Raw genomic sequence first — 15,564 nt, 5'->3', positions numbered from 1 at the left:
GATGCCCTCAGCCCGGATAGGACCATATCCTACGTCGATCGCCATTCCACTCAAGCCCGCTGAAAGCTCCCGTAGCTGCCCTTGTGAAACACCAGCGGGCTGCACGCGGACTCATCGCCCGTGAGCACCTCGCCGAGAATGATGTCGTGGTCGCCTGCCTTGTGGGTGGTCGCAACGCGGCAGCAGAGCCGGGCCGCGGCGCCTTGCAGCAGCGGCAGACCATCGGCGCTGAACGCGACGGCGAGATCCTCGAATCGGTTCTTCACTTGCCCGGTGAAACGGTGGGACAGGTCGGATTGATGCTGGCCCAGGATGTTCACCGAGAACAGGCCACGCTGCCGGATCGCCGCTCCCGTCGAACTGCCCTCGTTGGTGCAGAACAGCAGCATGCAGGGATCGAGCGACACCGAGGTCAGCGAGTTGATCGTCGCGCCGAACAGCTCGCCGTTCCATTCGGTCGCGATGATCGCGACGCCGGTCGGGAATGTAGACATCACCGACCGGAAGCGTTTGGAATCGATGGCGGTGGGGCTCAGCATCATCTTCACTTTCGCAGCATGTGATAGCTGAGCTCGCCGGGATCGGTGAGGTCGGGCACCTTCCAGCCGTCGAGGTCGTATTCGGCCATGCAGTCCTCGGCAAAGCCCTTGAAGCGGTCGGCATTGCCGGACGCCAGTGCCCCCCAATAGTTGAACAGCCGGATCTGCTCGGTGGCGCCGCCATAGTTGATCTCATAAAGTTCGTGGCGACCGCCGAACTCCGTGCCGAGGGTGTCCCACAACAGCTTCATCAGCTTGACCCGCTCTTCGGCCTTGTAGCCGTTGGAGCCCCGCATGTACTGATCGATGTAGGGCCTGATCTCGGGATTCTTGAAATCACGGGAGTGGCTGTTGAGATAGATCAGTCCGGAGGCAACGATCTGCTCGATCAGATATTTGATCTTGGTATAGGCAATGGTCGAGAGCACCTGGTAGGCGTTACCGGGATCAGCGTTGGGCTGGACGTAGTCGCCAATCCAGGGCTTGGGATCGCGCACCATGGCGTCGCTCAGCCCCCAAAACAAATTGCGCCACGCAATGATCTCGCCGATGTTCACCTGCACGCCGCGAAAATCCTTGCTGCCCATGGCCTCTACGGCTTTGAGCAGCAGGCCGGTGATGAAGTCGAGTTTCACGGCGAGCCGCGTGCAGCCGTGCACGACAAAACGCGACAAGAACCCGGTGCGCGGGAAGAAGTTGTTGGCCTTTTCGATGTCGGCGTAGACGAAGACGTTCTCCCAGGGGACGAGCACCTTGTCGAGGATGAACACAGCGTCGTTCTCGTCGATGCGGCTCGACAGCGGGTAATCGAACGGACTGCCCATGACGGTCGAGGTCATCTCATACGAGGTGCGGCAAAGAAACTTCACGCCCTTCGCGTTGGTCGGGAGTATGAAGACGACGGCGAATTTCTTGTCCTGCAGCGGCAGCTGGCCGTGGTGCGCCACGAACGTGTAGTTGGTCAGCACCGATCCGGTCGCGACCACCTTGGCGCCGGACACGATGATGCCTGCATCGGTTTCCTTTTCAACGTGAACGCAGACGTCGCCGACCTCATTGGCGGGACGGCCGCGATCGATCGGGGGATGGATGATGGCGTGATTGACGAACGGCACGCGCTCCTGGCTGAATTTGTACCAGCGTTTTGCGTTCTCCTGGTACGGCTCGTAGAAGTCGGAGTTGGCGCCGAGCGTCGCGAGGAAGGCAGCCTTGTAGTCCGGCGCCCTGCCCATCCAGCCATAGGTGATCTTCGCCCATTCGGCGATCGCGCTGCGACCGGCGAGAAGATCGTCCATCGTCTTCGGCGCCTTGAAGAAGGCGTGCGTCATGCCGCCATTACCGGTGTCGGTCGGCAGCAGGAGCTTGTCCTTGCGCTTGTCGTCGTGAAGCGCGTCGTAGAGCCGGGCGGTCATGCGCGCAGTGTTGCGGAAGGCCGGGTGCTCGGTGACGTCCTTCACCCGCTCGCCATAGATGTAGACGGCGCGATCATCGCGCAGCGAGTCCAGATATTCCGCGCCCGTCTGCGGACGCGTGACTTTGACGTTACCGGTGTGCTCCGGCGGAATTGCCATCGCAGCCTGCGTCTTGCCTGCCATCGCGCGATCTCCCCTGCAATGCGTTCGATAATCGAACTAGTGTCCGTATTTCGAACTTGATGCGACGATACGGCCGGCGCGCCTCCATGGCAAGAGCCGGGCTCGTCTCAGACGGTCATCGCGGAGACCTGCTCGCTGATGCGATTGAGCTCGGGCAGGAAATGCTCGCGCATTTCATTGCGGGTGGTTCGCGTCGAGTGCGTCGACAGGTTGATGGCGCCGACGACCTGGCCGCTGCGATCGAGCACCGGCACGGCGAGCGCGCGCAGGCCGCGCTCGAGCTCCTCGTCGACGATGGAGAACTTTTGCGCGCGGTCGGCGCGGATGCGGTCGAACAGCGCCTGCGGGTCCGTGATGGTCTGCGGCGTATACGCCTCGATCCGCTGCGACATCAGCCGCCGCCAGATCTCGGCCTCGTCGAGATAGCCGAACAGAACGCGGCCCAGCGCCGTGTGCAGTGCCGGCAGCCGGCTTCCGACCGACAGCGCTGCCGACATAATGCGCCTTGCGGGCACGCGCGCGACATAGACGATGTCGTTGCCTTGCAGTATCGCGGCCGAGCAGGATTCGCCGAGACGCTCGCTGAGCTCACGCATCAAGGGCAGCGCGCGGTCGATCCAGCTCTGCGTCGACAGGTACGCAAAGCCGAGATCCAGGATCTGCGGCGACAGCGCAAAGGTCCGGCCGTCCTGCACGACATAACCGAGCTGGGTGAGCGTGCGCAGCACGCGCCGTGCGGTGGCGCGCGAGAGATCGGCGACCACTGCCGCTTCCGACAGCGTCATGGTCGGCCGCTGACGGCCGAACGCGCCGAGCACCGCCAGCCCCTTGGCGAGCGTCGTCATGAACTCCTTGTCGTCGGGCTCGCCCTTGCGATGCCCCGGCTCGCCCTTGTGGCGCTCGGATGCTTGCGACATGACGCGGCCTGTTGACTCCATCGGGGCGCTGGCGGAAACTGGTCGAATTACGAACTTATGTTCGAATATCGAACGCCGGCCCGTGTGTCAATCGATTGACGCTTGAGAATCCGGCGCATCCAGAGGGGAGGACGCGCAGATGACCTGCCGCAAGATCAGCTCGACTGATTGTCATTCCATCGACCGCCGCACGCTCCTGAAATACTCCGCCGCAACCGGCGCCGCGCTCTCGGTCGGATTGAAGTCGCCGGCAATCGCGCAAACGCGCGCGATCAAGCTCGGCTACGTCTCGCCGCTCACCGGTCCCCTCGCCGCCTTTGCCGAGGCCGACAATTTCATCCTCGCCAATTTCAAGGAGGCCACCAAGGCCGGCATCAAGCTCGGCAACACCACCGTGCCCGTCGAAGTGGTGGTCAAGGACAGCCAGTCCAATCCGAACCGCGCGGCGGAGGTCGCCAAGGATCTCATCGTCCAGGACAAGGTCGATCTGATGCTGGTGGCATCGACGCCGGAGACCACCAATCCGGTCTCGACCCAATGCGAGATCGAGGAAGTGCCGTGCATCTCCACGGTCGCGCCGTGGCAGCCCTGGTTCATCGGCCGTCAGGCCAATCCCGGCGGTGGCCCGCCGGCGTGGAAAGGCTTCAACTACACCTATCACTTCTTCTGGGGGCTCGAGGACGTCATCGCCGTCTTCACCAACATGTGGAGCCAAGTCGCGACCAACAAATCCGTCGGCGGTCTCTTCCCCAACGACGGCGACGGCAATGCCTGGGGCGACAAGGTCGTTGGCTTCCCGCCGGTGCTCGAGAAAGGCGGCTACAAGCTCACCGATCCCGGCCGCTACCAGAATCTCACAGACAACTTTTCGGCGCAGATCGGCGCGTTCAAGGCGGCCAATTGCGAGATTATCACCGGCGTGGTGCTGCCGCCGGATTTCACCACCTTCTGGAAGCAGGCGCTCCAGCAAGGCTTCAAGCCGAAGGTCGCTTCCGTCGGCAAGGCGATCCTCTTTCCGGTTGCCGTCGAGGCGCTCGGCAAGGACGGCCACAACCTCTCCTCGGAAGTCTGGTGGACGCCGAACCATCCGTTCAAATCCTCGCTCACCGGCATGAGCGCGAAGGATCTCGCCACGGCCTATGAGGGCGCGACCAAGAAGCAGTGGACGCAGCCGATCGGCTTCGTCCACGCGCTGTTCGAGGTCGCGGTCGATGTGCTGAAGCGCGCGCCCGATCGCGACGGCAAGGCGATCGCAACGACGATTGCCGCGACCAATCTCGACACCGTCGTCGGCAGGGTACAGTGGGGATCTGCGGATTTGCCGCCGTTTGCCGCCAAGAATGTCGCCAAGACGCCGCTCGTCGGCGGCCAGTGGCGGTTCAAGGACGGCAAATACGACATCGTCGTGACGGACAACCGGACCGCGTCGGCCATTCCGGTCGCCGGCAAGATGGAGCCGATTGCCTGATCGCACTGGAGCCCCGTTCCGATTGCATCGGAACGGGGCTCCAGATTCTTGGTGTGACGCGTTTTCTTCACGCGATCCGGACTCCACCTCGCTGGAAAACACTATGAGCGTTGACAAGCCATGCTGCTGGAAGTCGCCGGCCTCAGGAAGAGTTTTGGGTCGATCGTCGTTGCTGACGATCTCGACCTGACGATCGCAGCTTCCGAGGCCGTCGGCATCATCGGGCCGAACGGCGCCGGCAAGACCACGCTGTTCAACCTGATCGCCGGCGGCCTGTCGCCGAGCGCGGGCCACATCCGCTTCGACGGAAGCGATCTCGCCGGGCTGCCGCCACAAGGCCGCTGCCGCGCCGGCATCGGCCGCACGTACCAGATTCCGCAGCCGTTCGAGAATCTCACCGTGTTCGAGAACCTGCTCGTCGGCGCGGTCCATGGCCGCCGCAAGACGGAAACCGAAGCCGTGCAAGCCTGCGGCGAGATCCTCGACCAGCTTGGCCTGTTGAAGTGCGCCAATGCGCTTGCGGGCTCATTGACGCTGCTCGAGCGCAAGCGGCTGGAAATGGCGCGCGCGCTGGCGACGGCGCCAAAACTCGTGCTGCTCGACGAGATCGCCGGCGGCCTGACCGACGGCGAATGCGCCGAGCTCGTCGCGACCATCGGCGACATTCGCAAGACCGGCGTTGCGATCCTGTGGATCGAGCACGTCGTGCATGCGCTCTTCGCCGTGATCGACCGCTTGGTCGTGCTCAATTTCGGGCGCAAGATCGCGGAAGGCGCGCCGAAAGAGGTCATGCAACGGCCCGACGTGCATCAGATCTATATCGGCATCGAGGCGTGAGGCATGCCGCTGCTCAGGACACAGAAGCTCACCGCCTTCTACGGCGACTTCCAGGCGTTGTATGGCATCGACACCAGCCTCGAGGCGAGCGAGACCATTGCGATCATCGGCGCCAACGGCGCAGGCAAGTCGACCTTCCTGAAGGCGATCGCGGGCCTCATCGAAGGTCCCGCCGACAGCGTGCTGCTCGACGGCCTGCCGATCGGCGCCAAGCGTGCCGCCGACATCGTCAGGCTAGGCGTTGCGCTGGTGCCTGAAGGACGGCGGCTGTTTCCCTCGCTCACCGTGGAGGAGAATCTCCTGATCGGGGGCCACAGTCGTAAGCTCGCCGCCCCCTGGACGCTCGACCGCGTCTATGCCCTATTCCCGGTGCTGAAGGAGCGGCGCAGTTCGGCCGCACCGCTCCTGTCCGGCGGCCAGCAGCAGATGGCCGCGATCGGCCGCGCGCTGATGTCCAATCCCCGCGTGCTCTTGTGCGACGAGATCAGCCTCGGGCTTGCGCCGATCGTCATTGCCGACATCTATGCAGCCCTGCCGCAGATCAAGGCCGAAGGCACCAGCGTCGTGCTGGTCGAGCAGGACATCGTGCAGGCGATGAAGGCCGCCGATCGCGTCTACTGCTTCCAGGAAGGCCGCGTCTCCCTCGAGGGCCGTCCCCGCGCGCTCTCGCGCGATCAGATCCACCGCGCTTATTTTGGTTGATGCGATGACCGGCTTTCTCGACGCGATCATCCAGGGCATTTTGCTCGGCGGCCTCTACGCCCTGTTCGCCACCGGGCTCTCGCTGATGTTCGGCGTGATGCGGCTGGTCAATCTCGCCCATGGCGATCTCATCGTGCTCGCCGCCTTCGCCATTTTCGTGGTGGCCGAGAGGCTCGGCCTCGATCCCTTCGTAGCGGTCCTCCTCGCAGCTCCGATCCTGTTTGCGATCGGCTTTGCGCTTCAGCACGTGTTGTTGAACCGGGCGCTCGGACGCGACCTCCTGCCGCCGCTGCTCGTCACCTTCGGCCTGTCGATCATCATCCAGAACGGGCTGTTGCAGATGTTCTCCGCCGACAGCCGCCGCCTGCGCTCCGGCGCGATCGAGACGGCGTCGATCTCACTCGGCGGCGACATCGCGGTGGGCGTCGTGCCGTTGCTGACGCTCGCCTCCGCCATCGCGGTGATCGTGCTCCTCAACATCATCTTCTATCGCACCGCGATCGGCCGCGCCTTCCGCGCAACCTCCGACGATCTCGACGTAGCGCAGCTGATGGGGATCGACGTCAACCGCACCTTTGCGATCGCGATGGGCATTGCCTTCGTCGTGATCGCGATTGCGGCGCTCTATCTGGGCCTGCGGGCCAATTTCGATCCCACCATCGGCCCGGCGCGACTGCTCTACGCCTTCGAGGCCGTGATCATCGGTGGGCTCGGCAGCTTCTGGGGCACGCTCGCCGGCGGTATCGTGCTCGGCCTCGCCCAGACCATCGGCGCGCGGATCGATCCGGAATGGCAGATCCTGTCGGGTCACCTCGCCTTCCTCGTGGTGCTGGCGATCAGGCCGCGCGGCCTGTTTCCGCGCGCGGTCGATTGAGGGGCCCCGATGATGGATGCCGGCGCAGCGAGGCCAACGCGGGTGTTTCGCATCGAAACCGCCGATCGCCTGTCGCGCACCTCTGCGATCATCGCCTGCATCGTCCTGCTCATGCTGGTGCTGCTGCCCGTATTCGCCGGCCGCACTCTCATCCAGGACCTGATCTTCCTGTTCTATATGCTGGCGCTGGCGCAGTGCTGGAACCTGCTCGCGGGCTATGCCGGCCTGATCTCGGTCGGCCAGCAGGCTTTCGTTGGCCTCGGCGGCTATGTCCTGTTCGCGCTGACGCTCATCGGCGGCGCCAATCCCCTGCTCGCGATTCCCGTTGCGGGCATTGTGTCGGCGGCACTAGCCTTGCCGACCGCGCTGATCGTTTTTCGCCTGCGCGGCGCCTATTTCGCGATCGGCACCTGGGTCGTGGCCGAGGTCTATCGCCTGGTCTTCGCGCAAGTGAAGGCGCTCGGCGGCGGCACGGGCACCTCGCTCTCCCCCTCCGTCACCTCCTCCGTGCCCGGCATCGAGTGGATCAAGACGGCGCTCGATGTGCGCACGCCGGCCGCGCGCGACATCGCCTCCTACTGGCTGGCGCTGGCCCTGATGGCCGGCACGCTCGCCTTCGTCTATCTCGTGCTGCGCTCGCGCCGCGGCCTTGCGCTGGGCGCGATCCGCGACCGCGAGGCCGCTGCCGCGAGCCTCGGCGTTGACATCGACCGCATCAAGCTCGCCGTCTATGTCGCGACCGCCGCGATGACCGGCATGGTCGGCGCGCTGATCTATCTCCAGAAGGCGCGCATCTCACCGGATGCCGCCTTCTCCGTGCTCGACTGGACCGCCTACGTCCTCTTCATCGTCGTAATCGGCGGCATCGGCACGATCGAAGGCCCGGTGATCGGCGCCATCATCTTCTATCTGATGCAGCGCTATCTCGCCGATTTCGGCGCCTGGTATCTGATCCTGCTGGGCACGCTCGGCATTCTCGTCATGCTGTTCGCCCCGCGCGGCCTCTGGGGCCTCGTCTCAGAACGTTACGACCTGACGCTGTTCCCGACGCGGCGCCGGCTGGTGGTAAACGAGGATCGCAGTCAGGGATGACGCCGGCACTTGATCGTCGCAAAGAGCTGCTCCGTAGTTCCTAGTGTTGCTGCGCAGAGACTCTCGACGCGCTTCCTTTCAATTTCGGTGGATGCTGCAATGATGCGGTTGATATCGGCGCGATCGCGAGCAAGATGGGGCGCTCACTTGAATCCGGGAGCTGCGGATGTTCCAGGAATTGATTGACGATTATCGACGGCAGGCAGCGCAGTATATCGCGGACGCCATTGAGATCGAGGCCGGCCACAAGCTTGTAGGCGACCAATCTTCAGTGACCGCTGCAAGCAAGCGCGGTCTTGCTGCGATGCTGCTTGAATTGGCTGATGATTACGAAGCGCTAGACCGGTGAGGTAGAGCCGCGGTCATTGGGGACTTCTCAACTTCGAAAAGCTGGCTGACGATCAGCCGCAAGGCAGCGAAGAACGACGAGGTAGCTTGATAAGAAGCGAAAGCGTTCCAGGCACACGGATGTTTATTTTTAGGAACGAGCCCTGAGCGCCGAGTGTTTTCATGCCATGGAGGAAATTGCCATGCTTGTGTTCTGGTTACCGATCATAATCCTCGAGGCGATGCTTGAAGCATATTCGAACAAGCGCAAGGCAGGCGATCCAACGGTGATCGAATAGTGCCGCGCGCGCGTTTGCTCCGCAATATGTGATGAGGATCACTGCCCCGACGCGTAACTCGTAGGACTGTCGCGTCAATCAGTTGTTTGCGGAAATGCAGATTCTTCGAGGAGCACACTAATGAGCGTCGTCATTCAGAGACTTAATGGCCTGTGGCACCTTGTCGTCGGGTCGTGTCAGTTACGAACTCCCTTCCTGGAGACTCAAGACCGGGCGCTGGTCGTGACGTACGCCCGGCGAGTTTACCCTGGCGCGAAGATCTTCGAGCGCGACTGATCCTAACGGCAACGCACTCGAACCGATGCAGTTGTCAAGTCTTAGAAGGATCAAGCCAACAACGCGGAAGACTATTCGATCAATTCATCGGCAAGCGTCAGCAGGTTCGCGGGAACATTGATCGCGAACTGCTTTGCGGTCCTGGGGTTGAGCACCAACCAGAACTCGACAGGACCGCTTCGAGATTCTCAAGCGTAGCCTTGATCTCATCACTCTCAAATCCGATCCCCAATTGCGCCGTGACCTTGCGCAGTGCATTGCACCAAATGCCTTGCTAATGGATCACCGTATCGGCCTGCGGCACAAAACAGCGCAGAAGTATTGTATTATATCTAGCCGTAAGGCGCGTAAGAGAATTGGGGCCTCGAATGATGAAGATGGTGCTCAACTTGCGAAAACGGACGGGCATTGCGGGCATTGCCACGATCATCGCAGCGCAGATCATTTTCTGCCATGCGGCCGCGGCGGCAGACAAGCTCCTAACCGAGGCGGTGAACTTCACGGGCACGTTGACGTATCTCGCTAGCCGGGTGCCCGGCTTCATCCTGGTTGCGGTTCGCAACGGCGAGACGGCTTTCGCCGGGTTCGGCAGCATCAACGACAAGGGAGGAAAGGAGCCGGATGCCGACACGATGTTTCGCATCGGTTCGGTCAGCAAGGTGTTTTGCGGCGAAGTCCTCGCCAGCATGGTGCTCGACGGTCGGGTGGGCTTCTCCGATCGTCTACAGGATCGACTGGGTTACAACATCACCCTGCCCGAAAGGGCCGGCCATCCAATCCGGCTCATCGAGCTCGTGACGCAGGCGTCCGGTCTGCCACGTGAAGTCCCGCGCAATGAGGGGCCGGCGAACGACCCCTTCGGCACCAACACCAAAGACGCGCAGATCGCAAACCTGAAGACAGATCCGTTGCTGTTTGCACCGGGCACTGCCGCCCTCTACTCAAATTACGGCTTCGACCTGCTCGGCGCGGCGCTGGCGAACGCCGGTGGCAAGCCTTATGCCGACCTCCTCAGGGAGCGCGTGCTTGATCCGCTCGGCATGAAGGACACGGTGTTCAACCCTCGGCCGGGAGATGAGGCGCGCCTCATGCAGGGTCACGATTTCGACGGATCACCGATGCCGGCCGCGCACACGCCGACCAGCATCGAATGCGCCGGCGGACTGCACACCACCGCGAACGACATGGCACGTTGGATGAAGTGGCACCTGGACCGTTTCGCGACGACCGACCGCGAGCTGCGACTGCTCGATCACGCTGCTTATCTCTATCGCGACGGGCTTGCGTCAGTCGTCGGCCTGGATGATGCCGGGCCGATGGATGCGATGGGCTTGGGCTGGGTCATCAACATGCCGGCCGGCAATCGACCGTTGATCCTGCAGAAAAGCGGCGGCTTGCAGGGCAACTTCGCCTATCTTGCGATCGCGCCGACCCGCGGCGTAGCGGTATTCTTTCTGATGAACGCCTTCAATGTCGGCGGCTTCAATGCCGCCGTGGCCGCGAGCAACGAGTTGATCGCTCAACTCGCGCCACGCTAGCAAACGCCAATCGCGCCCCTTGCGGCTCATCGCGCCCCGCAGCTTCACCACGCCGATCAGCCTTCAGAGGTGACGTCGACGACCGCTTCGGCAAAGGCTTGCGGCGCTTCCTGGGGCAGATTGTGCCCGATGCCGCCCTTGATGGTTCGGTGCGAATATTTGCCCGAAAACATCTTCACGTAGGCAGCTGGCTCCGGATGCGGAGCGCCATTGGCGTCACCCTCCATCGTGATGGTGGGCACGCCGATGGCGGGCTTCCGGGCAAGCCGTTTCTCAAGCTCGTCATATCGCGGCTCGCCCTGGACGAGACCGAGCCGCCAGCGGTAACTGTGGATCACGATCGCGACATGGTCCGGATTGTCGAAGGCGTTCGCACTGCGACCGAAGATGGCGTCATCAAAATCCCACTTTGGCGAGGCGAGCTGCCAGATCAACTTCGAGAAATCGCGACGATACTTGTCGTAACCGGCACGGCCGCGTTCCGTGGAGAAATAGAATTGATACCACCATTCGAACTCGGCCTTTGGGGGCAGCGGCATCATTCCCTCCTCCTGGCTGCCGATCAGATAGCCGCTCACAGACACCATGGCCTGACAGCGCTCCGGCCAAAGCGCCGCGACGATGTTGACGGTTCGCGCACCCCAATCGAATCCGGCCAGGGTCGCCTTCTGGATTTTGAGCGCATCCATCAGAGCGATGATATCGAGGGCGACCGCAGACGGCTGGCCGTTGCGGAACGTCTCGCTGGAGAGAAAGCGCGTCGTGCCATAGCCGCGTAGATATGGCACGATCACCCGATACCCCGCCGAAGCCAACAGCGGCGTGACATCGACAAAGCTGTGAATGTCGTAGGGCCAGCCGTGTAAAAGCAGCACTGGCGGACCGTCGGCGGGGCCGGCTTCGGCGTAGCCGACATCGAGCAGACCGGCATCGATCTGCTTCAGCTGGCTGAACGAAGCAGGCAATCCGGACTTGACCGAGGGCAATTTTTCCTTGCCGGGCTGCGCATCTACCGCGCCGACCATGCCGAACTGAGCGGCCGCGAGTGCCAAGGCCGCGGCACCGACAAAGTTGCGGCGACGATGATCGACATCCTCGGATGTCTTGATCTTTTCCATGACGAGTCTCCAAATTTCGATGCTCCGCATCTCGATCGAGAAGGCGGCCTTGGTAGATTCCGATGCGCTTGGCTCAGCAAATCGCCGGATTGTCGCCATGGTCGCAAACGCCGCCAGGCTGAGTTTGAAGCGCAGTATCGGATTCCCCGGCGATGCGGGCATGGCCGTAAATCCAGCGATCAGTGGTGGAGTAGGCGTTCGTATTGCTTTTCAGCGCAACATGTCGCGCGGCCATGGCGTTCTCGTGTGCCGCGGCCGGCGTTGTGAGCGTGGCGATCACGATTGATGCCGCCGACAGGAGCTTGATTGTGGTCATTGGACTTCTCCTTTCGATTTCGATGCCACCAAGCTAGAGGCGCCCAATCAAACTATCCAACTTATTGTTTATATCGTTTCAATCGATATAATCGATTGATCAGACGCTTGTCGAAGATGACGGTGTCGGGCTGATCAAACTTGCGAGGTGACGGGCCATGACCCTGGAGCAGCTTCGTATTTTCATCGCAGTCGCTGAGAACCAACACGTCACTCAAGCGGCGAGCAGACTTAATTTGACTCAGTCAGCAACGAGCGCCGCCATCGCGACACTCGAGGCGCGGTACAAAATCAAGCTGTTCGACCGTGTCGGCCGCGGGATCGTGCTGACCCGGACCGGCCGAGATTTCCTCAATGAGGCACGCGAGGTCATGACGCGCGCCAAGGCCGCGGCACAGGTCCTGGACGATTTGGCTGGCCTCAAGCGTGGCTCGTTGATCCTGGCGGCGAGCCAGACCGTTGCAAACTATTGGCTCCCATCACGCGCCAAAGCTTTTCGGAAGACCTACCCGGGCATCGATCTGCACGTGACAATGGCAAACACCGAGAACGTTGCCCAGGCGGTGTATCGAGGAGACGCGGACCTTGGCTTTGTTGAAGGCGAGGTTGATGATCCAGCGCTAGCCATCCGGAAAATGGAAGGCGACTCGTTGGCCCTGATTGTCGGACCGGGCCATCCATGGATCGGCAAGACACGCATTGCACCAAAGCTTTTCACAGAAGCAAGGTGGATTATGCGTGAGCCAGGCTCGGGCACCAGGTCAATGTTCGAGGCTGCGCTCAAGAAATGGGGGCTCAAACTGTCGGACCTCGATGTCCAGCTCGAGTTACCGTCGAACGAAGCCGTACGTACGGCTGTCGAGTCCGGAGACTGCGCGGCGGTCATCTCGGATTTGGTCGTCGCGCAGTCGCTGGCGGCAGGAGCACTTTATCGCGTCAAGATCGAACTGCCGACGCGCTCGTTTTTCGCTCTGAGACATAAGGAGCGCTATGCGAGCCACGCGGAGAGAGCGTTATTCGCCTTTTTGCGGATGTAGGACCATCCTTCATTGTCGGGACAGTATCGGCTTTGAATCTCTTGAAGGAGTCTCGCCCGAGACTGGAAATCGGAAGGACTCATTCCCTTTGCACTTGAACGGCGGCGCCGTGGTTATCGGGAGTGCCGGGAAGGATGACCAGGTAGCGACGCGGAATCTTGCCCTCGCCGCGCACCAACTGACGGATTGGTCCGATTGTACTCACGACGGCTGCTCCAGCAGGGTTGGTCATGAAGCTCTGCAAAGGTTCCAGAGCGCCAGTGCCCGACGGCTCAGTCGCAAGGGCAATCAGATATGGCTTCCCCGGCTCGAGCCCGGTGACCGCGGCCTCTAGGACTTGCACCAGGCCTTGATCCGATAGCGAAACGCTGGTAGGCGCCCTCTCCTCTTTCTTTGCTTCCGGCGACGCGAGCCAGAGTTGCGCCGATTGTCCGGCCACGCCAAGCGGCTGCAAGTTGCTGGTCCCGAGGCCTTCGGGGACGACCATCATTCTGGTCATTGCCGAGTTGATGGCACCGCTCGCCGCGGGTACCGCATCGGGCACGTACACGAGCGCTTGCGGCGCCTGACCGATCGGACTGGTCGCGATCACTTCGTTCTTTAGTGTATCGATTGCGGCGATCTTATCCTCGTTCTCGAGGCCGACATAGACTCGCGTGCCGTCCCCGGATGGCCAGATGCCGTGCGGCAACTTGCCGACCGGAATCGTCGCGACCTGCTCAAAATTGTCAGTGCGAAACACCTTGATTTCGTTGAGCCCGCCAATCGTAACATAGGCAAACATGCCGTTGGCATTGCGCACGATATTGACGTGGTTGGTGATCGGTCCGGTGTCGAGGGTCTTCAAGAGCGCGAATGGCGGTTGCCCATCGAACACTTGGGTCTTGCCGCTGTCTTTCAGCGTAAGCCAGACCTGCTTGCTGTCCGGCGTTGCGGCGATGTTGGGACAGAACGGACTGGCTTGCGGAACCCTGCCGACGATCTTGTGATCGGCCACGGTGATGACTTCGGTCTCTGGCGTAAAGGAAGAGCAGACATAGCCGTATTTGCCGTCGGGGGAGAAGATCGTCATGCCCGGACCGTTGGGAACGATAATCCGTGTCTTCTCCTCGTAAGTTTTGCCGTCAAGCACGGAGACATAATTTTCTCCACGGACGACCACCCAGACCTCACTGCCGTCCATCGTGTAGAATGCTTCGTGAGGAGAGCGCCCAACATAGGTTACGTGCTTCACAGCATTGGTCGCGGTATCGATGAAGTTCACCGCATTCGAGCCGATGGCGACAACGGCAATGGTGCGATGATCGGGCGAGAACCCCATGCCGTGCACCAACAGCTGGCCCTTATAGAGCGGACTGAGATTGGCCGGCAGCGGATCGCCAAGACGGATGGTGCCAAGGAGCTTGTTATCGACGGGATCGGTGACGGAGACAGTGTTCGAGTACTGTTCGGCGGAGTAGACGCGATCTTGATGACTCATGGGGATGTCAGGATCCGAAGCGGCGGACGGCGCCTGACCGGCGACGGCGTAGCGGGTACCGACAAGAGCTGTCGTGAGCAACAGAACGGCCACAATTGAGCTGCGTGCCATATCACTGCCCCTTTGCCAGATGTTGTGCACTACTCGACTGTCGAGCGCTCATTGCTGCGGGCGGGATTTGTTGAGGCGACGGTGCCGACGCCGGCAGTGGTTGGCCCAGCGACAACCGCATCACGGTAATCTCTTGCAGCTGGGTGACGATGATTTCCTGAGCCATGCGCCGGAGTGGCTCATTGCGTCCGTAACGGAGTTCGGCCTGCGCCATCGCAATGGCGCCCTGATGGTGCGGCACCATCATCGCCACAAAGTCGGTATCCACATCGCCCGACGGCGTGATGCCCATGTCAATCATCATCTTTGTCATCGCGCCGACATTCTCGGCGAGGTACGGGGCCTCCGCGGCAGGCGCCGAACCAAAGGTCTTCACGCAGATTGCCGAGATGTAATCCGCGAGCGATCGCGGGTTGCTTGAATAGATAGTCAGATAGGCCGCGGCAACGGCGCCGACCGCGATCGCCGCGAGGTGCGAGCCTGCTGATAAGCAAAGGGCTGGCAATAAGGTTGTGCCACGCGATTCCGGCATCGAAACCTCCACGGTCTGGGAAGAGCTCGACTAAGCCTTAGGCCTGACGGTTATAGCATGCCCGCGCGTTTCACTTGGCCAACAAAAGGTCGGCATTGGGCCAACAGGCGACCTGCTGGTGACGCGGTCGGGCAGAGGCTGGAGCCGACGCATCAGGTCATGCTGCCAGGTATGAAACAGCGGACACGGGGATGGCCGTCGATATAGTGCTTCCAGACCATCGTCCGTCCGGTGAGGTTGGGTTGCCTGAGGAGAGCGCCGTCCGGCACCAGAACCCATTCGCCATCGATGCGAACGCGATATTGCCCGTGATCAGACTTCCAGTCCGGTTCGGAGAGCACGTAGGCATCGGAATCCTCGCAGCACTTTCCGAATTCGCTCTCCAGGCCCTCGAACCAGGGTTTCAGTGGGGAATTCGCGTAGCGCCCGTCATCTCGCGCGAGCGTCGCGGTCGTGAGCAATAGCAGACAGATCGGAACCGCCGCCCGCCTCATCGCCGGCATGTCT

At 61.8% G+C, this 15,564-nt stretch carries 16 protein-coding genes; 8 read left to right on the top strand and 8 right to left on the bottom strand.

Going from position 1 to position 15,564, the window contains the following annotated elements; genetic code table 11:
* Window positions 1-50: 50 nt before the first annotated feature.
* From QQL28_RS04960 to QQL28_RS04950, 3 genes are all read right to left on the bottom strand, one after another.
* The gene (locus tag QQL28_RS04960; protein WP_284261758.1) at window positions 51-542 is read right to left on the bottom strand and encodes a flavin reductase family protein; all 492 of its coding nucleotides are present in this window, start codon (window positions 540-542) and stop codon (window positions 51-53) included.
* A gap of 2 nt (window positions 543-544) precedes the next feature.
* Window positions 545-2,134 (bottom strand): 4-hydroxyphenylacetate 3-hydroxylase N-terminal domain-containing protein, encoded by a 1,590-nt coding sequence (locus QQL28_RS04955; protein ID WP_284261756.1) that lies wholly within the window; start codon window positions 2,132-2,134, stop codon window positions 545-547.
* A 107-nt stretch (window positions 2,135-2,241) separates the two neighbouring features.
* Window positions 2,242-3,051: an IclR family transcriptional regulator domain-containing protein gene (locus QQL28_RS04950; protein ID WP_284261754.1), complete on the bottom strand. Its 810-nt coding sequence runs from the start codon at window positions 3,049-3,051 to the stop codon at window positions 2,242-2,244.
* 139 nt (window positions 3,052-3,190) lie between these two features.
* Here QQL28_RS04950 and QQL28_RS04945 point away from each other — a divergent pair, with 139 nt between their 5' ends.
* The 7 genes from QQL28_RS04945 (at window position 3,191) to ampH (ending at window position 10,464) form a co-directional block, all read left to right on the top strand.
* Entirely contained in the window at window positions 3,191-4,519 is a 1,329-nt protein-coding gene (locus QQL28_RS04945; RefSeq protein ID WP_284261752.1) for an ABC transporter substrate-binding protein, read from the top strand.
* A 120-nt stretch (window positions 4,520-4,639) separates the two neighbouring features.
* On the top strand, window positions 4,640-5,356 hold the full coding sequence (locus QQL28_RS04940) for an ABC transporter ATP-binding protein (protein WP_284261750.1): 717 nt from the start codon (window positions 4,640-4,642) through the stop codon (window positions 5,354-5,356).
* A gap of 3 nt (window positions 5,357-5,359) precedes the next feature.
* Window positions 5,360-6,058: an ABC transporter ATP-binding protein gene (locus tag QQL28_RS04935; RefSeq protein WP_284261747.1), complete on the top strand. Its 699-nt coding sequence runs from the start codon at window positions 5,360-5,362 to the stop codon at window positions 6,056-6,058.
* Between the two features lie 4 nt (window positions 6,059-6,062).
* Entirely contained in the window at window positions 6,063-6,932 is an 870-nt protein-coding gene (locus tag QQL28_RS04930) for a branched-chain amino acid ABC transporter permease (protein ID WP_284261745.1), read from the top strand.
* Window positions 6,933-6,941: 9 nt separating this feature from the next.
* Entirely contained in the window at window positions 6,942-8,024 is a 1,083-nt protein-coding gene (locus tag QQL28_RS04925) for a branched-chain amino acid ABC transporter permease (RefSeq protein ID WP_431309576.1), read from the top strand.
* 166 nt (window positions 8,025-8,190) lie between these two features.
* Window positions 8,191-8,373, top strand: coding sequence for a hypothetical protein (locus QQL28_RS04920; RefSeq protein ID WP_284261743.1), 183 nt, complete (start codon window positions 8,191-8,193; stop codon window positions 8,371-8,373).
* 921 nt (window positions 8,374-9,294) lie between these two features.
* Window positions 9,295-10,464 (top strand): D-alanyl-D-alanine-carboxypeptidase/endopeptidase AmpH, encoded by a 1,170-nt coding sequence (ampH, locus tag QQL28_RS04915; protein ID WP_284261741.1) that lies wholly within the window; start codon window positions 9,295-9,297, stop codon window positions 10,462-10,464.
* A gap of 56 nt (window positions 10,465-10,520) precedes the next feature.
* On the opposite strand, the gene QQL28_RS04910 is transcribed toward ampH, so the two are convergent.
* Window positions 10,521-11,582, bottom strand: coding sequence for an alpha/beta fold hydrolase (locus tag QQL28_RS04910; protein ID WP_284261739.1), 1,062 nt, complete (start codon window positions 11,580-11,582; stop codon window positions 10,521-10,523).
* A 73-nt stretch (window positions 11,583-11,655) separates the two neighbouring features.
* Complete coding sequence (locus QQL28_RS04905; RefSeq protein ID WP_284261738.1) at window positions 11,656-11,898, bottom strand: hypothetical protein; 243 nt, start codon at window positions 11,896-11,898, stop codon at window positions 11,656-11,658.
* A 157-nt stretch (window positions 11,899-12,055) separates the two neighbouring features.
* Between QQL28_RS04905 and QQL28_RS04900 the strand changes: the two genes are divergently transcribed.
* Complete coding sequence (locus tag QQL28_RS04900; RefSeq protein WP_284261734.1) at window positions 12,056-12,934, top strand: LysR family transcriptional regulator; 879 nt, start codon at window positions 12,056-12,058, stop codon at window positions 12,932-12,934.
* A gap of 79 nt (window positions 12,935-13,013) precedes the next feature.
* Here QQL28_RS04900 and QQL28_RS04895 read toward each other — a convergent pair whose 3' ends face one another.
* The 3 genes from QQL28_RS04895 to QQL28_RS04885 all read right to left on the bottom strand — a co-directional run bounded on the left by QQL28_RS04895 (window position 13,014) and on the right by QQL28_RS04885 (window position 15,560).
* On the bottom strand, window positions 13,014-14,525 hold the full coding sequence (locus tag QQL28_RS04895; RefSeq protein ID WP_284261733.1) for a YncE family protein: 1,512 nt from the start codon (window positions 14,523-14,525) through the stop codon (window positions 13,014-13,016).
* A 1-nt stretch (window position 14,526) separates the two neighbouring features.
* Window positions 14,527-15,057, bottom strand: a complete 531-nt coding sequence (locus QQL28_RS04890) for a DUF305 domain-containing protein (RefSeq protein WP_284261731.1) — start codon at window positions 15,055-15,057, stop codon at window positions 14,527-14,529.
* A 152-nt stretch (window positions 15,058-15,209) separates the two neighbouring features.
* Entirely contained in the window at window positions 15,210-15,560 is a 351-nt protein-coding gene (locus QQL28_RS04885; RefSeq protein ID WP_284261729.1) for a hypothetical protein, read from the bottom strand.
* Window positions 15,561-15,564 lie beyond the last annotated feature (4 nt).

Source organism: Bradyrhizobium iriomotense, assembly GCF_030160715.1.
Classification (GTDB): domain Bacteria; phylum Pseudomonadota; class Alphaproteobacteria; order Rhizobiales; family Xanthobacteraceae; genus Bradyrhizobium; species Bradyrhizobium iriomotense.
This window is presented reverse-complemented; position numbering and strand designations above follow the sequence as displayed.